We start from the raw sequence: 23279 nt of genomic DNA on the forward strand, positions 1-23279 counted from the left end.
ATAATCAGCATTGATTCAATCGCTAGACACTGGCACGATGGTTGTCTATACGGCCTACGGGAGTCGGCCGCGCTGATCATCGGAGCCGAGGGCAACGGCGACGAATCGAACCCAGACATTCCTGATTACCTGCAGCTGGTGGCCGGCGGCAGCGTAGGTCTTTTGGCCTTCTGCAGAATTGGATTCTCCGAGTCGCCTCCAGTTGCCCGATGCTGCCGTCTATCGCACCGTGACGGCAGCAGAGAGGAAGCCCGATGAGGCTTGTCCACCGCCGTACCGTCCCACCGTCACGTCTACGTCGCGGAGCCATCGCGGCCACTGCTCTCGTCGTCGCGTCCACCGGGGTCGTCGCGGGTGCCACCCAGGCCAGCGCCGCGGCCGGGTGCCGCGTCGACTACACCATCACCAGTCAGTGGTCGGGTGGCTTCGGCGCCAACATCGCCGTCACCAACCTCGGTGACCCGATCTCCGCCTGGACGCTCAAGTTCTCCTTCGCCGCCGGGCAGACCATCACCCAGCTGTGGAACGGCACCGTCAGCCAGTCAGGCGGCAACGTGACGGTCACGAATGCCTCCTACAACGGCAACCTCGCCACCAACGCCACCGTCACCCCCGGCTTCAACGGCACGTGGAACGGCAGCAACCCGGTCCCCACCTCGTTCACCCTCAACGGCACCACCTGCACCGGCAGCCTCCCACCCACCACGCCGCCACCGACCACGCCGCCACCGACGACCCCGCCACCGACGACCCCACCGCCCCCCGGGGAGTCGGTCAAACCTCGTGTGATCAACATGACGGATCTCGGTGCCGACCCCGACGACCTGCAGTCCCTGGTCCGGATGCTGGTGACCGTCAACGAGGTGGATCTCGAGGGCCTGATCGGGACGACGGGCTGCTGGCGCACCACCCAGAGCTCGTCCAACATGGCCAACCTGCTCAATCCCAGGCTGAACGCGTACGGTCAGGTACTTCCCAATCTCCAGAAGCACGCCGCTGGCTTCCCGAGCCTCGCCTACCTGCAGTCCATCTCGAAGCTCGGCCAGACCGGCTACGGCATGGGCAGCGTCGGTGCCGGTATGGACAGCCCCGGCTCAGAACTGATCATCGCCGCAGTGGACCGGCACGACCCCCGCCCCGTGTGGGTCAATTTCTGGGGCGGTGGGAACACGCTGGCCCAGGCGCTGTGGAAGGTGAAGAACACGCGAAGCCAGGCCCAGGTGGACCAGTTCGTCAGCAAGCTGCGGGTGTACGACATCCTGGGGCAGGACGACGCCGGAGCATGGATCACCAAGAACTTCCCCAGCCTGACCTACATCCGCGCCAAGAACCTGGTCTACAGCTGGCAGCCCTCCGACAGTTGGCTGGACACCAACGTTCAGAACCACGGGCCGCTCGGGGCACAGTACCCGGACAGGAAGTACGCGACCGAGGGCGACAGCCCCGCGTTCATGCACCAGCTGACCAACGGCCTCACCGACCCCGACCGCGTGGACTGGGGCGGCTGGGGCGGACGTTTCGGTCCGGCCGAGAAGACCGGTGTCCGCGGCATGTCGTGCGCCGGCAGGCTCAGCAACGAACCGTCGTACGACCCGTACTACATGTACAGCGACGCCTCGGACGGTGGCAGCTCGATCAGCCGCTGGGGCACCGCCATCCACAACGACTTCGCCGCCCGGATGGACTGGACCATCACCGGCACCTACTCCGGCGCGAACCACCACCCGACCGCCGTGGTCAACGGTGACAACACCAAGCGAGTCCTGCGGATCTCCGCCGCTCCCGGTTCCAGCGTCAACCTCAGTGGGGCCGGATCCAGCGACCCTGACGGCAACGCGCTGACCTACTCCTGGTCGTACTACGACGAACCCAGCTCGCACAACGGAGCCGTGACGATCAACAACAGCTCCAACGCGAACGCGACCGTGCAGGTTCCGTCCAACGCGGGCGGTCGCGACATCCACATCATCCTGCAGCTACGCGACAACGGCTCACCCAACCTGTACTCCTACCGCCGCGTGGTCATCGACGTGCGATAGCCACGGACCTACTCGCATCTCCTTGGACGCGTCCTGCGGCAGAGCCGTACCAGCGATCCGCTGGTAGCCAAGGAAGGCAGCCTTAACTGACCTTTGTGGGTTGTGGCTTCGTCGCAGGACGTCCTGCAGGGCCCCGGCAAATTCGTGATGTCAGGCCCTGGGTTTGGTGGAGAGTTGGTTGCAGATCTTGAATGGTCGGGTTCGTCCGATGTGGTCTTCTTGACGGCGTTGGTTGGGGTAGTACTCCAACGTCACTTGACTTCGGCGTTGGGCGTGGCGCGGGCATGAAGACGGCCATCGCGTTGATCATCGATGGTTTGTGAGGACAACCGAAGATCACGCGATGGCCGTGGGCCACAGCTTAAACCCCGCCGGGTGGCGGGTCATCCTCGACGAGGCGGTGACGCGTGTCGCTGACCGGTTCGTGCGGGCGGAGCCACGCCGGACCGCCGGGCAGTTCGTGGAAGGGCTGCTGTCGGGCGTGGAACGAAAGACCTGCTGGTCCATCGCCGAACGGACGGGCCACGCTGATCCGCAGGCGATGCAGCGGCTGCTGCGCACGGGGTGTGGGACGCCGACGCCGTCCGCGATGACGTTCGGGCCTGGCTGATCGCGCAGCTCGGCCACCCTGACGCGGTGCTGGCCTGCGACGAGACCGGTTTCCTGAAGAAGGGCGTGTGCTCGGTCGGGGTGGTGAGGTGGGGCGCTGGCGAGGTGCCTGCCTGGGCAGGTCCTTTTCCGGCGCCCTCCTCCCGAACCGGACAGGCCCGTTTCCGGGCATCCGGCTCTCCAGTGACTACTGCGTGATTGCGGCGTTGCCGGAGTGGATCTGGGTGTGGCAGTCAGCGCAGACGATGAGCGTCTTGCGTCGCCGCTTAACCATGATCTTCGTCCAGGTGTTCTTGCGTGACTGCTTGTCTCGATCGAGGTCGGCGAGTTTGCGGACGTGATGAACTTGGATGTCCACCGTGCCGTCGCAGACCTCGCACCGCCCGTCGAGGAGCCGGTTGATCAGCTCTTTGCGGACGGCGATTGGGACGGGGCGGCGGTCGAGGACGACCGCTGTCTTCTGCCGCTTGAGTGGTATGCCGCCGAACCGGGCGACCAGTGCTGGCCTGCCCTCGCGCTCGACCCTGGCTTCGAAACACCGCCGTTTGCCGTGCGGGGTGTCGATGGTGGTCCGGTGCTTGCGGGCCATTGTCGACACCGCCGAGCGGTGTTTGAGTGCCAGGGTCTTGAGCATGGAGGTTTCCATGATCCAGCGAAGCCGGCTCAGTCGCCAGACATCGCCGGAGGGCAGGTAGTACTGGACGATGCCTCGGTACTCGGCCCCGTAGGTCGCGATGATGGTGTGGTCATCGTGGTTGACCAGTCGGGTCCGATGCGCGGGTTTGCCGCGTTGTAGGTACCGGGCGCATTTGGCCGTGATCACCGTTTTGGGCACGCGTAACGCGATCGTGCCGTTGACCGTCCGGTTCCCACGATGGTGCATGTGGTCGCCGTGCTGGACGGTGATCTCGTAGCCAAGGAACCTCGCCGCGCTGGTGCGGGCGTGCGTGATCAGCGTCTTGTTCTCGGACAGTTCCAGCTTGAGATCGTCACGAAGGAACTGAGCGATGCGCTGTTTGATTTCCTCGGCCTCGGCTCGTGGTCCGACGAACCCGAGCAGGGTGTCATCGGCGTAACGCACGTAGCGCAACCGCCGGTAGCCGGGATCGTTCGGATCTCGGCTGGGTAGGCGGTGCAGCTGCTGGCGCAGCTTCCTTGCCGTGGTGCGGTCACCACGAACACGAGCCCGTGCGGCCGCGTCTTGCACCCGGCAGTACGCGCGGTTCTTGGCCCGGCGTTCGCCTCGGGTGTACTCGGGGATGAGTACGTTCTCAACAAACGTGTCCAACCGATGCAGATAGATGTTCGACAGGATCGGTGAGATCACCCCGCCCTGCGGCGCGCCGCTGAGCGTGGCGTTCCAGATCCAGTCCTCCAGGTATCCGGCTGTGAGCATGTTACGCAGTAACCGCAGAAACCGGTTGTCGTGGATGCGCTCCGCCAGCGTCGACAGCATGACCTGGTGGTCCAGCGTGCCGAAGCAGTCGGAGATGTCACCCTCGATGAACCAGGCCGTCGCCGTCCAGGTCGTCGCCACCTCGCGTAACGCGGTGTGGCAGCCCCGAGCGGGACGGAACCCGTGGGACCGGGCGGAGAACTTCGGCTCGTAGTACGCCTCCAACAGCAGACGCATCACCTCGCCGACGAGCTTGTCCGACCAGGTAGGCAAGCCCAGCGGCCGTCGCTTCCCGTTCTTCTTGGGGATCCAGGTCCGCTTGACCGGGCTGAACCGGTAGCGCTCATGGCGCAACGCATCGATGATGCGACCGATCTTCCCCAGCGACATGCCGTCCACGGTTTCCGCGCTGGCACCCGGTGTCATCGCGCCGCGGTTGGCGTAGATGCGCCCGTAGGCCAGCAGATACAGCTGCGGGTTGAACAACTGTCGATACAACTCATCCAGCGGCAGGCCACGCCTGCCGCGCTCACGCAGGACACCCAGCACCGTTTCGGCGCTCTGCATTTCGCATACCTCCCGATTCCTGTGGTGTCCGATCACCTGCGCTCCTTCGCCCTGCGGACGGCTTTCCCGTCCTCCTCGGCCGGACGTGACCCCGGCGACTACTACGAGCGCTCCGTCGCCGTAGGGCTCGCACCCCGTAGGCGATCCCGCGTTCGTCTCTGTTGCACGTCAGCACGACGTAGGCGACCCACTCATCTCCTTTAATGCCCTCGCTGGGCATCGCCCTGCGTCCGGAGGACAGGGTCATTGCGTAGTCGAGTAGCTGCTGGTCACGGTGGTGATGAGGTCGTGGGGGCGGCGGTTGGCGCGTCGGGTGGCTCGGGCGATGTTGGTTTCGCCGTTGCCGCGGTGGAATCCGATGGCGGTGTTGCGGAGGACGGCTGCGACGGCGGGGCCGTTGCCGGTGCGGGCTCGGTGGCCGTCCTCGCGGAAGGTCACGTCGCGGACCCAGTGCAGCCGGTTCTCGATATGCCATTCCAGCCGGGCCCATTGCTGCAGGTCAGCAGGCTGGGCGTGCGCGGCGGGCAGTGACGCCACCAGATAGACCGTCTCCCGGGTGCGCTTGCCGGTGATCATGCGGGTGCGGGTGATCCGGACGGCCTGCTGGGCATGGGGAAAGCCGATGCCGCCGGGAGTCTGGAGGGTCAACGCCTTGACGGTCCGGGTCTCGGAGCGGCCGTGGCCGGTGTCGCGGTGCTGGTCCCCGATCGGCACCTGCGCCCACGGCAGCCGTTTGAGCTGGGCGTACAAGGTCGGCTGGTTGGCCTTGACCGACACGTACAGGTCCCCGCCGGCAGCGGCCACGGCTCGGGCGTGAGCGACTTGCGTGTGCAGGGCGTCCGCGACGATCACCACCCCGGCCAGGCCGCCCAGCCGGACCTTGACCTGCTCCAGCAGCGGGGCGAACGCCGGGATTTCGTTCGACTTCGCCGCGACCTGGACCTGCGCCAGGACCACACCGGTTGACGTGTCGTAGGCCGACAGCAGATGAACCCGTCCCTCGGTCAGGACCGCACCGCGCACCACCTTGCCGTCAACGGCGATGACCCGCCGCACCGACGGCGCCGACACCCGCGAACACAGCCAGTCGGCCAGGACCGCCGTCAACGTCTCGGCGTCGACGCGGACCAGCAGCCGCCACACCGTGCTCAGTACCGGCACCCGACCAGTGAACCCGAGCCGGCCCCACGCCGGCGCATCGAGATCATCGACCCAGTCGACGATCGCGGCGAAAGTGCAAGCCCCGGCCATCACCGCGCACACCGCGACCGCGAGCACGCTGGCTAGGGGGTACCGGACACCACGCGGGTCACGCGGATCGGGCACCCTCTCCAGGGCCTCCAACAGGCCAAACGCCTCACCGCCAACAGTCGAGGAGCCGGGCGGGGCGGGGGCATGGTGACGGATCACGTCGATCAGCGATGATGACATGCGCGGGTGTGGTCCTTCTCGGTGTCATGTTGTCTCAGCAACTCCATGATCACCGACGGACCGCACCCGTCCTACGCCACCCTCCAATCAGGCCAATGACCCGGCGAAAGCCCAGGTCGGAAGCACCCTCAGGCGACTACGCAAAGCCCCTGGTCCGGAGGATGCCCCGACCACGCTGCAAAGCCGAGGCAGGACGCGGCACCGGTTCCAGGCGTCATTTCCGGCGGATGGCACTTTTCATCGTCTGGAGATTGGGTTTCAAGCAATCCAGCCTTCGCCATATCGCGCGGGTCCCCCGACGCGTCACGTCAACGCCTGACCATGACCGCCGGTTTCCTGGCATGCTCTTGTCCCCGATCACCTTTCAGCTACGGGTAAGCCATCAGACCCAGGAACCTCCCTCCAGTTCCTCCCAGCTGAGCTGGGGATACAACAGAGCGCCTCGCGGCGCACCAACGGCAGTACACTGGCACCGCCGGCCGCGTCGAGAACAGCCAGGCGGGGTGTTCCTCGCCTACGTTTCACCTGCGGGGTGGGCGATGATCGACCGCCGGCTCTACCTACCCGAGACGACCTGGTGCGAGCGGTCCGAGCGTCTCACCGCCGCCGGCGTCCCCGACGAGGTCGGGTTCGCCACGAAGGCGGCTCTGGCCCGGCAGATGATCGCCGCCGCGGTCAACGCCGAAATCCCGTTCGCGTGGGTGACCGGCGACGAGGTCTACGGCGCCGACCCTGGCCTGCGCGCTGACCTCGAACACTGTGGGATCGGCTATGTCCTGGCCGTCGGCTGCGACCGACGCGTGGCGGTCAACGACGGCCGCACCCTCATCCGCGTCGACGACCTCGCCGAGCGGATACCCACCCGCGAATGGCAGCCCCGCAGCTGTGGGCCGGGCGCGAAAGGTCCCCGCGACTACCTGTGGGCCTGGATCACCACGGCCACCCAACCTGGTGAACACCGGTGGCTACTCATCCGCCGCAACCGCACCACCGGCGAACTGGCCTTCTACCTCTGCTGGTCACCCCGCCCCGTCCCGCTGAACACCCTCGTGCGAGTGGCCGGCTCCCGTTGGAGCATCGAGGAGCCGTTCCAGTCCGGCAAAGGCCAGGTCGGCCTGGACCACTACCAGGTCCGCAGCTGGACCGGCTGGCACCGATTCATCACCCTGGCCATGCTCGCCCTCGCCGTCCTGACCATCCTCGCCGCCACCGCACAGCAACCCGACACCGACGCGGAGATCATCGCGCTGACCATCGCCGAGATCCGCCGACTCCTCAACGCCTTCGTCCTCGCCACATCGCCCTGCCCTGGCGAGCCGTCCCCCACGCCGACCGCGCAAGCGACCGCGGGCACGGCCGGCGGGAGATCCGCAGCCTGAAGATCCTGTCCATCTCCACCGGCATCGACTTCCCCCACGCCGCGCAGGCGCTGCAGATCCGACGCCGCCGACGCCGCCTGGACCAGCCGAAACGCTTCACCACTGAAACCATCTACGCGATCACTGACCTGCGTGCGCACCAAGCCAAGCCCGCACATCTGGCCGGCTGGGCCCGCGGCCACTGGTCAATCGAGAACAAGGTCCACTGGGTCCGCGACGTCACCTACGACGAAGACCGATCCCAAATCCGCACCGGCACTGGACCACAGGTCATGGCCGCCCTCCGCAACACCGCCATCAGCGCACTACGCCTGACCGGCATCACCAACATCGCCGCCGCCAACCGCCACCACGCCCGCGATAGCCATCGACCGCTGGCTCTGCTCGGCATCACCTAACGACTTTGCCGGGGCCCTGGGTACGGGACACAGACGGAAGCATCAGCGGAAACTCCCCTAAAAAGCTGTTTGTAGGAAGCGCTGATGCTTCCGTCCATCTACCGCCCAGACCACCACCCCCGACCACCCACGTGTCACGCCACCAAAGATGATCTGCAGGACTCCGAAACGGAGTGACGACGGGAAAGGCAGAATCGAGTGACAGCAGGACGGTGGATCCTTCGCATATGGGTTAACCGGTTGCACCCTGCAGCGAACACCCGGCCCGGTGCGTGGTGTTATCTAGGAAGTCCGATGGACCGACCGTTCAAGTTTTTGGGTGCGGTGGCGGCGCTGCCACTGACAGGGGCGTGCGGAAGAGCCGTGGTCGGGGCCGAGGTAAGTTGGACGAGGTACGTCCTACCGGCCTGAACGAGGAAATCAAATGTCCCGTTCGTCTGCGTGCTGGTCACGATGGTGCCAGTACTGTCGACGACGGTGACATTCTGCCCCGGCCATGGGTTCCGGACGGTGATGGTTCCGGTGGCACCGCTTTCCAGAGCGACAGTCGTCAATGTTCCGTTTCGGATCTGTACGTGGGCCTTCCCCCGGTGCTGGATGTAGACGGTGCCGTCGACGTTCCATCCGTTCGGCCAGCCGGGTGCAACGCGCAACGTGCCGTCGTAGTGCTGCACGAGGCCCTCACTGATCGCTGCAGCGATGACACCCTGCTCTTCAAGGTAGGGCGTGGTGGGCTGGGCGTTCCAACTGGCGAACCCGTTGGGGAAGACCTGGTATTTACCGATGTTGGCGAGCATTGCGCTGCGCATGTCGTTGCCAAGCCCCAGGCGCGCGGCGTGGAGTGCGTCGTAGCTCCACGTGCTGCCGGTGACGTAGCTCCGATTGCTGAAGGTCCGTTTGGCCAGGTCGGACAGGTGGCCGGCGTCGCCGATCAGGTTGTACGGCCAGACCGGTTCGAGTTCGACGTTTTCCTGGTTGTGCTTGGTCGCGGTAGGTTCGGCCGACATCGCGAGCATGTTCCTCCCGGCCGCGTCTGAGGCCGGGGTCAGCACCTGCGACTTGGTGGCGATGTCGGTACGCGGCAACGGACGGATCTTCGGGATGGCCGAGTTGAGCCGACTGACCAGGTCGGCGTCCACACCCAGCGTCTGCGCGGCCGAGACGACGACCGGGAAGAGGGCCTGCATAGCGGCGACGTCGTTGATCGGGTCGTTGACGTCCCACTGGTTCTCGTGGGCATTGGAGAAGGTGTGCAGCAATCCGTCGGAGCCTGTCGTGGCGTGCGAGAGCAGGAATCTCGCGGCACCAGCCATGATCGGGTAGTGGGCTGACAGGAACGAACGGTCATCGGTGGTGAGGTAGGTCTGCCAGATCCACAGGCCGATCTCGGCTCCGGTCGTCACGTTGCGGGCGTTGTAGTTCGGCGCGATCCGCGAGTCACACGAGGCGTTGCTGGCCGCGTTGCTGCCGCCGTAGTAGCCGTTGCCGTTGAAGCGCATGGTCTCCGGCACGCAGAGGCCCTCGCGGCCCGGGAAGTGAGCCCCGGTCCACGCGGCGATGTTGGATACGTTGGTGCGGTAGAGGTTGAACACCGGGGTGTTCTGCGCGAACGCTCCGGCGGAGAGGTTCGCCTGGACCATCATGCGGGTGTTCCAAAACCAGTATCCGGCCGGATACCAGGGCTGTGAATCCTGATCGAACACGAACAGGTTGGCCACGCCGGCCTGGCTGCCGGGCAGGGCGCCGCGGTTTGTCGCGGCGATGTTGTACAAATACAGGGTCCGCATGTTCTCGAAGTACTCGCCGGACCCGTCACCGGAGGAGATCCTGATGAGGCCGACCGTGGCCCAGTAGTTGTGCCACCAGGACAGGTGGCCGGCGGCGAGGTCGCTGGCGCTACGGGTCAGATCACTGCCGAGCAGCGTACGAGCGGTGGCGATCGGGTCGCCGCCTGTCCAGGTCGGGGAGACCGCGATGACCCGGAACGAGCCGTCGCTGTTGGGCCGGAAGTTGACCTGGGCGGTCGTCGAGTTGGGTGTGGACGCGGTCACGTTGCGGCCACCGGCGCTGATACCCGCCATCGCACCGAAGCGCTGACCGGAGGCACCGGTCGCGGTGTTGTCGGTCCAGGTTTGCGAGAGAGTGGCCACCGACCCGGAGGCGGTCGCGGTGGGTGTACGGCCGCTCCACAGTTCCACCCGTGCGGTCTGCGAGGTGTTCGGGTCCGCGCCGGTGACGTCGACGACAAGCTGCGCGGTGTCCGCTCGCACATAAGCGGTCAACGACATGCCGCCGCCTGACTGGCGCAGCGTCCCGTCGTAGAGGTCGAGGTGACCCCGGAAGTCGCTGGCGTTGGTCAGTCTGCTCAGCCCGGGGATCACCACCCGCCCCGGTGACTTGCGGTCGGGAAACGTATCGGCGCGATTCAGTTGGGCGGTGAACCCGTTGGCTGACCACGCGGCAACCCCCAGCGTGCCGTTACCCAGTGGCGCGAACTGGCTACTGGCGCTGCCGGGCCGGTTGAACACGATATTTGACCGGCGTACGACGTTGGGAGTGTCCACCACGAACCGGCCACCCTGCCACGCGGTCGTCGTTCCGGTCGGTGGCGGGGACGTCGGTGGCGGGGATGTCGGTGGCGGGGATGTGGTCGGCGCCGTGGTTGGGGTCGACGGGGGCGGGTTTGACGGGATGGAACCGGTACAGTGTGTGCCGTTGAGTGTGAAGCTCGCCGGAACCGGGTTGCTCGACGTCCATGAGCCGTTGAAGCCGAAGCTGACGTTACCTCCGGTGGGAATGTTGCCGTTCCAGCTGGCGTTTGTCACGGTGACCTGCGCGGCGGACTGCGTGTACGTACCGCTCCAGAGCTGGGTGATGCTCTGCCCGGCGGCGAAGGACCAGGCCAGCCGCCAGCCACTCACGGGGTCACCCAGGTTGTCGATGGTCACGTTGGCGCCGAAGCCACCCTGCCACTGGTTGGTGACCGTGTAGGTGACTTTGCAGCCGGCGGCGTGGGCGGCCGCTGTCGTCACGACGCCGGTGGTGCCGACGGCGGCGACTGTCGCCGTGGCCAGCCAGAGGCGCGATCGTGCGAAGTGCATGGAGATCCTCCGGTGCATCAGGCTGAGAGACAGAGCGGCTAGCAGGTGGAGTTCGTCTGGGTGAGCAGACCGAGCCGCCAAGGCAGCAGGTTGTACGAATCGGTCGCAGCGGGATCCTTGCCCTGGTACAGGTACCGGATGTTGCAGGGGCTGATGAGCATCGTCTGGTCAACGCCGGCGCGGACCATCTCTCCGTGGCTGATGTCCTTCGTCCAGGCGGTACCGGCGAAGGTGGTATTGCTGACACCGGCGAACGGATTGGCCTGCGTATCGGCCAACGCGGACCATGGACCGGTGATCGCCGGTGCGGTCCAAGACCGGAAGTAACGCACGCCGGCAGCGCCGATCGCTTCAACAATCAGCAGGTACTGGTTGCCACCGGAAACTCTGTATACGTTGGCGGCTTCCCAGAGCGGGTACCGGGCCGCGTCCCGCATGGCGATGACCGTATTGCTCATTCCGTTCGGGAACTGCGCCAGGCTGGTCTCGGACCGGTACAGGTGCCCGTTGTCGTCAGACGAGAACAGGTGACACTTGACGCTGTCACAGATCACCCAGAAATCTACCCAATGGCCGTTGCCGATGTTGTCTCGGATGATCTGAGGCATGCCGCCGGCGTAGAAGCGTCGTGGCGCGGTCCAGCCCCGCGGGTTGCTGATGTCGGTGTTGGTGGAGTACGCGGCGTTGTCACCGACCTGGTAGACCAGGTACCAGAGTCGCTGCGGCGCGAAGTAGAACACGTGCGGCGCGGCCTTGTATCCGGTGCCGATCGCAGTCGTGTCCAGGAAGTGGTGCTGCGCTGCGGCAGCCTGCGACCAGTCGGTGAAGTTGAGATACACCATGCTGTACGAACCACTCTGGTTCGTCGTAGTGGCGATGACGTGCCACCGCCCGTTGTGGTATACCACTGACGGATCCTTTACCGCACGAATGTTGTGCGAGGCGTCTGACTTCGGCCCGATCAACACGCCACTGGAACTCCACCGGAAGCTGTTCGGCAGGCCGCCACCGGGCGGCGGCGTGGTCGTCGGGGGTGTGCTGGTGGGTGGCGTCGTCGTGGGTGGCGTGGTGGTCGGTGGCGCCACGGTGGGGACGACGGCTCCAGTGCAGGGAGTGCCGTTCAGGGTGAACGATGCGGGTGCCGGATTACTTCCGTTCCAGGTGCCGTTGAACCCAGGGGTAACGGTGGCGTCCGTCGCCAGCTCGCCGTTGTAGGGGGCATTCGTGATGGTCACGTTGCCTCCCGACTGGCTGACGTTGCCGTTCCACAAATGAGTGATGGTCTGCCCCGAGGTGAAGGTGAATCTCAACGTCCAGCCAGAGATGGAGTCGCCGAGATTGGTGATGGCGATGTTGGCGCCGAAGCCGCCCGACCATTGGCTGGTAACGGTGTAGGCGACCCGGCACCCAGCTGCGGTGCCGGCTCGGGCGGCTCCTGCCACGGCAGCTGTGGCCACGACGACGAGCGCAATAGTGGCAATGGCTCCACGGCGCAGGTGGGACGGCGACGAACTGGAACGGTGGGTGAACCTCATCGGGATCCTCTCCGCTGCCGCTCATGGAGAGGCGGCAGGCTGGCGCAGATGGGTGCCGCCTCGGTGGAACCGGGCCGCCAGGCAGGCAAGCGGCGTGCCGCTCACCATCGCCTCCCAGCTGAAAGTCAAGGGACTGTCTGCGTCCGCCGCCGTTGCCCTCGGCCGAACGCTCTCCCGCTCCCGCAGATATCGATGACCATCGTCGCACTCGAGTGCCGAAGATGCAAACAGAGTTAGCACTGCATATGTATTCAGTGGCCGCTCCGCCCTTTCTGAGGCCCAAGGGCTTTGCGTAGTCGCCTATGGGCGTTTCCGGCCTGGGCTTTCGCTCGGGTTCCGCAGCTTGTAGTTAAACGATCGTCGGAATCTGGGCACGGAGCAGGGAAGATCGATGCTCGGCGTGAGGGGTCGTGTGTCCACGCCCTCTGGACTGCCCTTCCCCTCGTAGCGTGGAGGCCAGAACTTGAGGGATAGAGGTTCATGGCTGAGACGAGACGCCGGTTCGATCCGGAGTTCCGCGCGGGCGCGGTTCGGATCGTGCGGGAGACCGGGAAGTCGATCGCGCAGGTAGCGCGTGATCTGGGGATCAACAGCGGCACCCTGGCCAACTGGGTGCAGCAGGATCGTGCCGCTCGCGGCGAAGCCGCTGCCGGGCAGTTGTCCGAGGACGAGCGGGCCGAGTTGGCGCGGTTGCGGCGTGAGAACGCCGAGCTGGCGATGGAGCGTGATGTCCTCAAGCGATCCGTGGTCCTGTGGGTCAAGGAAGCGACGGGCCGGTGAGCGTGGCCGCCTTCATCGCTTCCCAGAGGACCGAGCACAACGTGCCGCACGCGGTGACCTGTCGGGCACTCGGGGTGTCCGAGTCATGGTGCTACAAGTGGCGGGACCGTCGGCCGACACCCCGCCAGGACCGTAGGGCCAGGCTGACGGAGGCGGTCCGGCGCGTCTTCGACGCCTCGGGCGACACCTACGGCAGTCCACGCGTCGGCGACGAGTTATGCGAACAAAGGGTGGCGGGTGTCGGACAACACGGCCGCCGCGCTCATGGCCGAGCTGGGCCTGGTTGCCAGAGCGAAACGACGCCGGCGTGGGCTGACTCGGCAGGGCAAGCGGCCAGCCGCCCCGGACCTGGTCAAGCGTCAGTTCACCGCGACCGCGCCGGACGTGGCCTGGTGCGGCGACATGACCGAGATCATCACCGGCGAGGGCAAGCTCTACCTCGCCACCGTCACCGACCTGTACTCCCGGCGCATCCTCGGCTACGCCATGGGCGACCGGCACGACGCCGGCCTGGTCGTCGCCGCGCTGAACATGGCCGCGGTCACCCGCGGCGGCGACGTCGCCGCAGTGATCTTCCACAGCGACAGAGGCAGCGAATACTGCTCGGCCGACTTCGCCCAAGCCTGCAACCGGTGGAAGGTACGCCAGTCGATGGGCCGGGTCGGCTCGTGCTTCGACAACGCCGTCGCCGAGGCCACCTTCTCCACCATCAAGGTCGAGTACGTCCACCGCCACCAGTTTCGCACCCGCACCGAGGCCCGACTAAAGATCGCCACCTGGATCACCGACTTTTACAACCGTCGCCGCAGACACTCCGACTGCGACGGACGCTCACCGAACGACTACGAGCGATCGACAATCCGCGTCCTGGAGGACCGCAGCAACACGGCGTAGCGGTGGACCTCTTCCACGGCCGCCCCGCTGACAGGGCCCGCAGATCGAACAGCAGATGACCGCATAACGAACGCACCTGGTGCCGCAGATCGAAAGCCGAGGTCCCCGCAGATCGAAGGTTCGTCCGTTATGATGACGCCGTGCCCACGCCGCACCTGATCCCCCGCCGCACCGCCGCGCAGATCAATGCCGCTCTGGCGGACACTCGCGTCGTCTTGATCAGCGGAGCGCGCCAAGCAGGCAAGAGCACCCTGGTCCGCCTCGTTGCCGGCGATCGTCTGGCCGAACGCCGCGATCTTGATCGGGCCCAGGACCGGGCGGCGGCCATCGCCGATCCCGTCGGGTTCGTGGACTCCTCCGAACTCCTGGTCATCGACGAGATCCAACGTGCTCCGGAACTGCTGCTGGCCATCAAGTCGGCAGTCGACGAGGACCCCCGTCCCGGCCGGTACCTGCTCACCGGATCATTACGGCTGTTCGGCATGGTGGCCGCTCCGGACGCGTTGCCCGGCCGGATGGAGACCGTCGAACTCTGGCCGTTCTCCCAGGGCGAACTCGACGCAGCACCGGACGGATTCGTCGACGCCGTCTTCGCGTTCGGCCCCGACCTGCGACACGAGTCGGACGTGACCCGCGCCGACTACGCGGCCCGGATCGTGCGGGGCGGCCTACCCGAGGCGACCACCCGCACCGACCCACGCCGGCGCCAACGATTCCTCGACGCCTACGTCCAGGCACTCATCGACCGCGACGTCCGCCAACTGTCCGACATCCAGCACAAGGGCGAGCTACGCAAGCTGGTACGCCTGCTCGCGGCCAGATCCGCGACCATCATCGCCGCGAATTCCCTCGAATCCGCCCTCGGACTGAGCCGGCCGACTATCGCCCGTTACCTCCAGGCACTGGAAGAGATCTTCCTGGTGAAACGGATCCCCGGCTGGTCCCGCAACCTCGGCACCCGCACCACCGCCGCACCAAAACTGATCTTCGTCGACTCCGGCATCGCCGCCAACGAAATCGCCACCGACGCCCGGGCACTGCTCCGGCCCGGAGCACCGTTCGGCCCGCTGCTTGAGTCATTCGTCCTGTCTGAGCTGTCCCGCCAGCTCACCTGGTCCGAGCAGTTCGTCGACCTGTCCCACTACCGCGACCAGAGCAGGTACGAAGTCGACGCGGTGCTCGAGAACCGAGCTGGGCAGGTGGTCGGGATCGAAGTCAAAGCAGCCACCACCGTCGGACCAGACGACTTCCGCGGGCTACGCCGACTCGCCGACCGCCTCGGCGACGACTTCGTCAGCGGGATCGTCCTCTACACCGGAACCTCCACGCTGCCGTTCGGCGACAGACTCCGCGCCATGCCGGTCAGCGCCCTATGGCAGGTTGCCGCCTCGACAACAGACTGACCCCGCTCGCAAGTCGTTCTCCTCAGCCCTTCAGGGCCACCGAAGACCGAGAGGCGTGGTCTGCTGATCTCCGGCAAGCGATCGCAGCGAGCCCGCGAAGCGACCGGCACGCAACGGCAGAAGATAGAAACCCGCAGGTCATCGGCCTCCGAACACCGACGGAGCGTCGCATTAGGAAACCGATGCTCTATCCCCTGAGCTACGAGGGCGCGAGGGCCTAGTCTAGCGACCTGGGGGTTCACCTGGGGTGGCAGGGAGTGGCCCCCGTTCACCCACGTTCCCGGGACCCCCGTTGTCGCAGCCCAGGAGCACACCCCGAGCACACGAACTCCGGTTTGCGACCGGCGGTCGTCCGCAGTGACCCGGGTTGGCACCGGTTCAGCTGGGTTGGCATCCGCTGGAGAGCACACACCGCGCACATCATCGAAAATCAACGACGTACGTCCATATAGCGCCTTCGGCGTCGCCACCGAGGGCCACGGAGCGCTCACCCCGGGGTTCGCTCGGACCCCGCTGTCATACCGACTACCGCGGCCTCCGCCGAGCATCCGCTCATGCCGATGTCCGGACGTTGGTCAGGTTGTCCCTAGGTGAATCGGCGTAGCGACGGGTCAGCCTGCCGCCGCCTTGAGCTCGGCCTGTATGTCGTCGATGAAACGGGACCACTTCGTCGTGCGTACCTGGTTGTAGTGGCGAAAGGTGCTTCCCGGCAGGAGGATAACCGCGTCGGCGGCGCGCGTGAAGGCCACGTAAAACGCCTGGCGTGCGTTGGCAAGCTCGGTAGTCGTCGGCTGGCTGTTCCTGCGGTAGAACGGGATCAGGCCGTCGATTAGCCCGGGGAGGATGACAGCGGCGAATTCGCGTCCCTTCGCGCTGTGGTAGGTGGTGAGCGCGACATGCCCTGGGGCTCTCCCGCCCGCGAGTTCCGCCATGCTCATCCGGCAGCTCGCCTCCTCCGTGAGGATTTGGTGGGCCTCGACGTCACGCTGGTCGTCGGTATTGGCCGTGAGCGCAGCCGCATCAAGCGCGCGCAGCAGTTCGCCAAGGAAAGGACCGCAGGCGTCTTCGCGGCCAGGGCGGTCAGGAGCATCGAGGACGGGGATGAGCAGCCGGGCAAGGGAACGCACTGTCTCCTCGGGCGTGCTGAGCCCCCGGGTGCTGCGTAGTTGCCCGAGCTGCGCGGCGAGTTCGCGGGCAGTGCTGATTGGGCGGCGATCGCCGTGGTCGTCTTGGGCTGGTCCTGGCAGGGGGCCGGACAGTCGTCGCGCGGCGCAGCCGCCAACAAGGGCCGAAACGGGCGAGTCAGGGACGCGCCGCCCACGCTCGGCATCGAAGTTGATGCCTTGCTGAGTCAGTTCCTGCTCGATGAGCCGGTGGAGCTCGGTTTGCCCAGGGTAGAGAATCGCGATCCCTTCGGGGCGCACCCCGTTTGCGATCAGGGAGGCCGCAGCCTCCGCCGTGTGGCGGGCGTGGGCGTCGAGCCCTCCTTGAACTGGCTGGATGTCTATGATGCCGGGGTCGGCGCGTTCGGGGTTGTGATGGTACCCGCGGTCCTCGCCGAGAGCGCCCCGTGCTGCGGCGACAATGGCACTGCCGCTGCGGTAGTTGAGCGCGAGCCGGATCGCCTCGCGGCCGATCAGCTTCGGCAGCTCGAGCAGGTAGCTCGGGTCCGCGCCCTGGTAGCCGAAGAGTGTCTGGTCGGGATCACCAACAGCGGTGATTTTCACGCCGGCCGACATGAGTTCCTGAACCAGGGCGTGTAGCACCGGCCCGAGGTCCTGATACTCGTCGATGACCACGTTGGGGAATCGGGCGACGAGCAGTTCGCCGGCGGTCTGGCTCTTACGCATGATTACCAGCGCCCACGAAGTCATGGCGTCGAAGTCGATGGCATTGGCCTGGCGCAACGCCTTCTCGTATCCGTGCACAGCTTTGATGTGCCCAGCTTGGTACCCGGCAACGCTCTGCTCCGCCGCGAGCAGACGCCGTATCTTCGCCAGAGTGTGTTGCTCGCGGTTGTATTCAGCGGGCAGCCCGGCGGCGACCATCGCATCGGTCCAGAGTCGGACGACCTCGGCCCGGCCAAGAACCCGCAGGTCGGCTAGCTGAGGAGCGCCAACGAGGTGGCCATAGGGGCGTAGTATGTGCTGCCGGCAAAAGGAGTGCACCGTCCGGCTGGCTAGCCGGCGATTCCCGACGTACCCCAGCCCCTTGAGCCTCGCGACGAGTTCCGTCGCGGCGGCATCGGTGTAGGTGATCGCGGCGACACCACGGTGTTCGCTGGTCACCGCCAGCAGGTATCCGACGCGGGCGACCAGGGTGCGGGTTTTCCCTGAGCCGGGGCCCGCGAGCACGACGAGACTGCCGTCCTGGAGTACGGCCCTGCGCTGGCGCGGGTGCAGCGCGCGCAACTCACGAACGAGCGCGGGCGTCAGCATGATCTCCGCGGTCGGACTCGTCACGCCTCATCCCAATCGTCATCGTCGTGGTCGTCCTCCTCGTCCTGCGTGTCGTCATCGTCGTCGATGGCGTCCTGGTACTCCTCGCAGGTCGGAAGCAGCGGCATTTCCTCCACCTGAGTACGTAGGTCGTTCAGGAGTGCTAGCAGCGGTCCGCAGCCTGGCACGTCGAGCAGGTCTGCCGTCGCCAACGCATCCTCCTCGTCGTAGTCCAGAAGCTCGATGACACGATCTCGTAGGTCGTCGATCTCCTGGACATGGGCAGCCAAGCGTTGGGCGAACCGGCCCTTGCCGACTTCTTCGACGTAGGACAGCAGCTTCTCGCCCGCGGCGGTACTCGGGCCGCCCTGCCCATCGACCACCGCATCGATGGCGGATTTGATGTTCTTTCGCTTTGTCGTGCCCGGAAAGAGGTCTTCGAATGCCGCGTATATCTCGTCTTTCAGCAGTGGCACTACATCGAGTTCCAGGGTGCGATGGCCGACGTAGATTCCTCGCTTTGCCGCCAACTCAACGAGGCGGGGGCGACCGGTGCGCTGATCGCCGTCCGGCAGCCTGCCCGGAGTGATCTTGCCGAGCTTTGCCTTGAAGGTGGGATAGATATCGACGGCGTGGTGTTCGAGCAGGTCGCGGACGCGTGAGAGTCCGAACTCCGCCTTGTCGATCTTGCTGGAGTCGGTCGTGTCACCGTCGGTGAGGACCACGACGGGCCGATTGAGCCCCTTGGTGCCAAGCAGACGGATGTACGGCATGAAGTCGGTGCCCTCGACCGAGGCGACAACGATGCCGTGGGCATCGAGGTTGAAGCCGGTCGAGTGAGCCAACGCCGGCAGGAGGTAGCTGTCGGCGGCCCCTTCAACGAGGATGATCCGGCGAGCGAAGAGGATCTCGGCCCGGGTTACGTTGAGATATCGCTCAAGGTCTCGGGTCTGAAGGTCGGTGAGTATGCCTGGTGGGACTATGTGGGCCTGGCTCGCGTCACCGATTCGGGCGATGAGGATAAAGCTATGCAGGGGTGAGACGGCCGCGATATGTGGGCTGTGCGTGGTCAGGATAAGGTCATCGAACTCGCTTAGCAGATGGGCGAAGACATGCCGCTGGAGCGTCGGATGCAGGTGCGCCTCCGGCTCCTCCACCGCGAGGATGGTGTCCTCCCCGCTGTCGGCCTCGCGACGTGCCTGCAGCTTCTCTAGCAGCAAAGCGATGTAGACAATGTTCGCCGCACCCGTCGATGTCCGATCGATGCCGCGAGTAGCATTCGCGTCAACGAACAGTCGGACGCTGCGAAGCAGATCCTCCTTGCGGCCAGCGAAGGCGAGGGACGGTTGCACGCCCAACTGAGGTCCGGCCATCTTAGTGAGGCGATCTAGCAGCAGGCGCTCAATCTCTCGAACGTTGGGGTCACGCCCTAACCTCTCGCGAGCGCGGCTCATCTCATCTAGGGCGCGGGCAAGGTTCTTTTCGGAGGGCGGCAGTTCGCGGAGCAGTTGCGTCAGGGGATTTCGGTCGCCTCGCTGTAGATCGCTTTCGGCGTCCCGCATCGCCTGCAGGACGGACAATGATGCGTATCGCTTCGCGGCGGGCATCGCGTTGTCCGGGTCGTCTGCCCCGTAGATCGTCCACAGGTAGTCGTCCGGTGTGAGTTCCCGCTCGAACGGCATTCCGAGCACAACACCGAGGGAGGTCTTCGGCTGAAACAGGTAGGTGAGCCTGGCCACCATGGAGTCGCCGTCGGCGCTGACGATCGCGCCCTCGAGCTCACTGCGCGCGTCCAGGTCATCGTCGAATCCGGCAAGCTCTACCTGAATGGTGACGGTGACACCTTGGGCCAGAGTGGAGCCGGAGCTGTGGACGTCGTCGGCCTGGAGCTGTCGGTAGCGATCGGCAAGGCCGGGGTCCAGAACGAGGCGGAGCGCGTAGAGCAGGTTGGTCTTGCCAGCGCCGTTCTCGCCGACGATGACAGCCGGCGTTGGAAAAGGATCTATCGCCAGGTCGGCGAAATTCCGGAAGCCACGTATCCGAAGACTTCTCAGATGCACAAGATCCTCCGTGGGCCGGGCGCACACTGCCGCTGAGCGTAGCGTGCGGCAGCGTCCAGGCTTGTTGCGCCAGCCCTGGCCGCAGTCGGTTGGCCTACACCGAAAGCGGGGCAAACGTAGGAAGGTATCGCCAACCGATCCTAGGTGCCGCGAGCGTAGGCGTAGTCGATGAGCGTCCGGCCGTAGGGTTCTGGCACCTGCGGCGTTAGTTCGGTGAGCGTGTTCAGGTCAGCGACCGATCCCGTCGAGCGGGCACGGTACGCGGCGGCGGCCGCCCGCATCGTGACGTCGTCCGGCTCGAGTTGCTCGCCGCGAGTGGCCAGCGCAGCGGCCTCGGCGAAGTCGCCTTCCTCGGCGGCCAGACCGGCCAGGTCGAGGTGCAGCGACCAGTTGGCCGGATCGAGCGCCAGGGCGCGCCGGAAGGCCGCGGCCGTCTCGGCACGGTTGCCGATATGGCGCGAGGTGCCCGCGCGGACGACCTCGGTAAACGGGACGCGCCGCACGGCGTGGGCCTGGTCGCACAAGGCGAACGACGCGTCGGTGCGGCCGCACACGCGCAGCAAGATTGCCATGCGGGCCATTGCGTCAGGGTCCGCATGCCGGTCGCAGACCGCCTCGATCGCCTGGAACCACGGGGCCAGGCACTCGCGGACGGCGTCGGCGTCGAGGTCGTGGTCGTAGTCGTGGATGCGCATCGTGGCCTCGGCGACGGCGGCCGGGGTCACGGCACCGAGGAATCACTCGTCGCCGATCCACGGTGCGGACGCCCACGGTACGTCCGGCTGGTAGCCGGTGACCGCGCCAAGCGACATCGCGGCCTCGTCCATGTCGCCGTCGACGAAGGACAGGTAGGCCCGGGCCAGCATCGGTCCCATCGTGTTCGCCGCCCCGACAACGGCCGTGACCTCGGCGGGCAGCTCGCGCCACAGGTGCTCCAGCGCCGAGTACGGCTCCGGGTCGCGCGGATCGGCGGCGACCGCTCGCGCGATGAAGCTCGTCGCCGCGGCGGGCGAGCCGCCGCAGTGGGCCATCACCTGGGCGAGGGCGAGCGCTCCTGTCATCGACAGGATCAACACGTTAGCGCCGGCCGGCGGCGCGGGCGACGAGGTTCGTACACCGCCAAAGGGCGGTGCAGGCCCAGGCCAGACGAACGCTGCGCAGCGCGGCTACGGCCAAAAGCCCGGCACTGTCGCGACGACTGCAGCCGCCGATGATCGGGTTCACTCATTTAGCCGCGATGATGGTGTCTTGCGAGCCTCAGTCCACCCGGGCAGTCGTCTTGCCGCTGCCGGAGTAGATACGAACGAGGACCGGGTTCGGTAGGAACGGCTCCAGGTCCAAGGTCGCAGGCCTTGGTGGCAACCCTTCACGGGCTTCGAGCGCCGGCTCAGGTCTCGATGTGGACGCCGGGCCAGCGTTCGGTGGAGCGATGGCGGGCGAGTCGTTGCCGGGATATCTCCGGGCTGACCCTGGTCGGGTTGCGCCGCCACACCCCGTCGAGCAGGTCGTCGAGGCCGTACGGCGCGCACACCGTGATCTGGTCGTCCGCGTCGAGGCGGACGGCCACGGCGGTGGCGTACTCGGGCCAGGTGGCGACCGCGTCAGCGATGGTGCGCAGCGGGGCCACCGGGCCGCCGCCGAACTTCGCCGGGTACCAGGTGTGCACAGCAGCCTGGTTCTTCGCCTCCCACGGCGGCTCCGGCCAGGCCGCCACCAGCCGCCGGGTGGCCCGGTCGTCGTTGTCGCGGCTCAGGTCCGCCGCATCGAGGAAGACGACGTCGACGTCCCGCACCGATGACGGGTCGAAACCGTCGCCGTACCGCTCGCTCCAGACCAGGTCGCGGATGGCGCCCGCGCCGATCCAGGCGTCCGGCAGCCCGGAGTCCCGAACGACGCCCAGCGCCCGCACCAGCCACGGGCTGCGCTCGACGAGGTCCCGCAGTTCGTCCTCCCGCATCGTCTCCCCCGGTTGCCTCTGTCGGATGCCTGCTCAGTCGAACAGCCGGCCTACGAGGGCACCTTGGCCGGACTGCAGGACGTGCGCGGCCCGTATCGGTATCCAGAAGCACTCGAACCGGGTGGGCTGCTGCTCGCCGTCGTGGTCTTCCTGGCTCGCCCATCGCTCGGGCGTCGGCCCGTGCAGCGCCAACTCGAAGACGTGCCGACGTTGGATCTCGAAGCGGAGCGGGCTGATGTCGTACTCGATCGCCCCCAGCTTGCGCACGACGGTGAAGCCGGTCAGTCCGGTCTCTTCGCGAGCCTCGCGCAGCGCCGCGTCCGCCGGGTCCTCACCGGGGCGGACGCTGCCGCCGGGCACACCTGGATGCCCACCTCCTCGTAGCTGAAGTCGGTGTGGCGGAAGACGAGCAAGTGACCTTCCCGCACGACGTAGCAGAGAACCTTGTTGGTGATCACCTTCTCGGGCACGGTGCCTTCCTCCACTCCCTTCCTCTGGTGCGTCTACCCGGAGTCTGGCAGGTGTGTATCGGGCAGGCCGAAGATGGCTTCCTGGGCCGCTCGGGCGAGGGTGGCCTGTGTGGTGGCGGGCAGTCCGAGCCTGTTCCAGTGGAAGATCACGTGCAAAGCGATTACTGCCCGCAGACCACGGGTAAGGGTGCCCCTTTCCCGTTGGCGGTGTAGAGCTGCGCCGGCGTGTGCGAATGCGGTGTGCCAGTCGCCGGTGGTGCGAGGTGCGCCGAGCAGCAGGCTTCGAACGTCTCCGGTGAACCTCTCCCACCTTGGGGCATCGGTGGTGGGTGACTGGTTGAGGTGTGCTGCGCGGTGCTCGACGACTTGGGCCCAGACGTCGCCTTGCTCGTTGAGGTCGAGCCGTGCTGCGCGCATGAGGGCGGTGCACAAGATCAGGGAGTGTTCGCGCCGGGTAGCGGGGCGCTGGTGGAGGTAGGTGAGCAGGTGGCGGCTGTCGTGGTGGAACAGCGTGTGGGCGGTGGTCATGGCGTCGTGGCCGCCGAACGCGTGGGTCTCGGGTTCGTAGATGTCACCGGCCCAGGTAACCCCTTCGGTGAGAAGCCGGCGGGACTGATCCCTGCTCTCCGGGCCTTCTGCGGGTAGGTAACGGATGCGCCAAGCGCCTTTGCGGATGAACCACCAAGAGGAGATCAGGCCGGCGGTCTCGGCGGCGGGAAGCACTCGGCTGAGGTGGGTGACCGCCTGTTTCTCGCGCTCCCGGGCGGTCTGGCCGGGGTAGCTGATGTTGACCTGGTGCCAGGGGGTGTGGTCCACGGATGG

At 66.4% G+C, this 23279-nt stretch carries 15 protein-coding genes and 4 pseudogenes; 8 read left to right on the forward strand and 11 right to left on the reverse strand.

Annotation, left to right across the window (positions count from 1 at the left end):
* The first annotated feature begins 254 nt into the window (after positions 1–254).
* Both O7605_RS16500 and O7605_RS16505 read left to right on the forward strand, forming a co-directional pair.
* Entirely contained in the window at positions 255–2039 is a 1785-nt protein-coding gene (locus O7605_RS16500) for a nucleoside hydrolase-like domain-containing protein (protein ID WP_269740003.1), read from the forward strand.
* 343 nt (positions 2040–2382) lie between these two features.
* A pseudogene (locus O7605_RS16505) lies at positions 2383–2750 on the forward strand (transposase); the annotation flags it as partial.
* Between the two features lie 85 nt (positions 2751–2835).
* Here O7605_RS16505 and O7605_RS16515 read toward each other — a convergent pair.
* Together O7605_RS16515 and O7605_RS16520 are read right to left on the reverse strand one after the other, a co-directional pair.
* Positions 2836–4647 (reverse strand): reverse transcriptase/maturase family protein, encoded by a 1812-nt coding sequence (locus O7605_RS16515; protein WP_269740005.1) that lies wholly within the window; start codon positions 4645–4647, stop codon positions 2836–2838.
* 207 nt (positions 4648–4854) lie between these two features.
* A complete protein-coding gene (locus tag O7605_RS16520) occupies positions 4855–6042 on the reverse strand; it encodes an ISAs1 family transposase (RefSeq protein ID WP_269740006.1) in 1188 nt (395 codons plus the stop codon).
* Positions 6043–6495: 453 nt separating this feature from the next.
* Here O7605_RS16520 and O7605_RS16525 point away from each other — a divergent pair.
* From O7605_RS16525 to O7605_RS16535, 3 genes and pseudogenes are all read left to right on the forward strand, one after another.
* A pseudogene (locus tag O7605_RS16525) lies at positions 6496–7334 on the forward strand (IS701 family transposase); the annotation flags it as partial.
* Between the two features lie 98 nt (positions 7335–7432).
* Positions 7433–7666: pseudogene (locus tag O7605_RS16530) on the forward strand (ISAs1 family transposase); the annotation flags it as partial.
* 27 nt (positions 7667–7693) lie between these two features.
* Entirely contained in the window at positions 7694–7819 is a 126-nt protein-coding gene (locus O7605_RS16535) for a hypothetical protein (protein WP_269742797.1), read from the forward strand.
* Between the two features lie 278 nt (positions 7820–8097).
* On the opposite strand, the gene O7605_RS31925 is transcribed toward O7605_RS16535, so the two are convergent.
* Both O7605_RS31925 and O7605_RS16545 read right to left on the reverse strand, forming a co-directional pair.
* Positions 8098–10920, reverse strand: a complete 2823-nt coding sequence (locus O7605_RS31925; RefSeq protein ID WP_332317134.1) for a cellulose-binding domain-containing protein — start codon at positions 10918–10920, stop codon at positions 8098–8100.
* Between the two features lie 38 nt (positions 10921–10958).
* A complete protein-coding gene (locus tag O7605_RS16545; RefSeq protein WP_269740008.1) occupies positions 10959–12455 on the reverse strand; it encodes a non-reducing end alpha-L-arabinofuranosidase family hydrolase in 1497 nt (498 codons plus the stop codon).
* 480 nt (positions 12456–12935) lie between these two features.
* Between O7605_RS16545 and O7605_RS16550 the strand changes: the two genes are divergently transcribed.
* The 3 genes and pseudogenes from O7605_RS16550 to O7605_RS16560 all read left to right on the forward strand — a co-directional run bounded on the left by O7605_RS16550 (position 12936) and on the right by O7605_RS16560 (position 15532).
* Positions 12936–13235 (forward strand): transposase, encoded by a 300-nt coding sequence (locus O7605_RS16550; protein ID WP_091302750.1) that lies wholly within the window; start codon positions 12936–12938, stop codon positions 13233–13235.
* Positions 13236–13466: 231 nt separating this feature from the next.
* Positions 13467–14129 (forward strand): annotated as a pseudogene (locus O7605_RS16555) (IS3 family transposase); the annotation flags it as partial.
* Positions 14130–14269: 140 nt separating this feature from the next.
* Positions 14270–15532 (forward strand): ATP-binding protein, encoded by a 1263-nt coding sequence (locus O7605_RS16560; RefSeq protein WP_164446309.1) that lies wholly within the window; start codon positions 14270–14272, stop codon positions 15530–15532.
* A gap of 611 nt (positions 15533–16143) precedes the next feature.
* Here the strand turns inward: O7605_RS16560 and O7605_RS16565 are convergent.
* The 7 genes from O7605_RS16565 to O7605_RS16595 form a co-directional block, all read right to left on the reverse strand.
* On the reverse strand, positions 16144–17994 hold the full coding sequence (locus O7605_RS16565; protein WP_269740009.1) for an ATP-dependent helicase: 1851 nt from the start codon (positions 17992–17994) through the stop codon (positions 16144–16146).
* Positions 17991–20030, reverse strand: coding sequence for an ATP-dependent nuclease (locus O7605_RS16570; RefSeq protein ID WP_269740010.1), 2040 nt, complete (start codon positions 20028–20030; stop codon positions 17991–17993). The genes O7605_RS16565 and O7605_RS16570 overlap by 4 nt, the downstream gene beginning before the upstream one ends.
* A gap of 140 nt (positions 20031–20170) precedes the next feature.
* A complete protein-coding gene (locus O7605_RS16575) occupies positions 20171–20755 on the reverse strand; it encodes a tetratricopeptide repeat protein (RefSeq protein WP_269740011.1) in 585 nt (194 codons plus the stop codon).
* A gap of 12 nt (positions 20756–20767) precedes the next feature.
* Positions 20768–21091, reverse strand: coding sequence for a hypothetical protein (locus O7605_RS16580; RefSeq protein WP_269740012.1), 324 nt, complete (start codon positions 21089–21091; stop codon positions 20768–20770).
* A 326-nt stretch (positions 21092–21417) separates the two neighbouring features.
* On the reverse strand, positions 21418–21987 hold the full coding sequence (locus tag O7605_RS16585) for a nucleotidyltransferase family protein (RefSeq protein WP_269740013.1): 570 nt from the start codon (positions 21985–21987) through the stop codon (positions 21418–21420).
* A 33-nt stretch (positions 21988–22020) separates the two neighbouring features.
* Positions 22021–22347, reverse strand: a complete 327-nt coding sequence (locus O7605_RS16590) for an NUDIX hydrolase (RefSeq protein WP_269740014.1) — start codon at positions 22345–22347, stop codon at positions 22021–22023.
* Between the two features lie 143 nt (positions 22348–22490).
* On the reverse strand, positions 22491–23273 hold the full coding sequence (locus O7605_RS16595; RefSeq protein WP_269740015.1) for a thiopeptide-type bacteriocin biosynthesis protein: 783 nt from the start codon (positions 23271–23273) through the stop codon (positions 22491–22493).
* Between the last annotated feature and the right edge of the window lie 6 nt (positions 23274–23279).

The sequence above is a fragment of the Verrucosispora sp. WMMA2121 genome (genome assembly GCF_027460185.1).
Lineage (GTDB): Bacteria > Actinomycetota > Actinomycetes > Mycobacteriales > Micromonosporaceae > Micromonospora > Micromonospora palythoicola.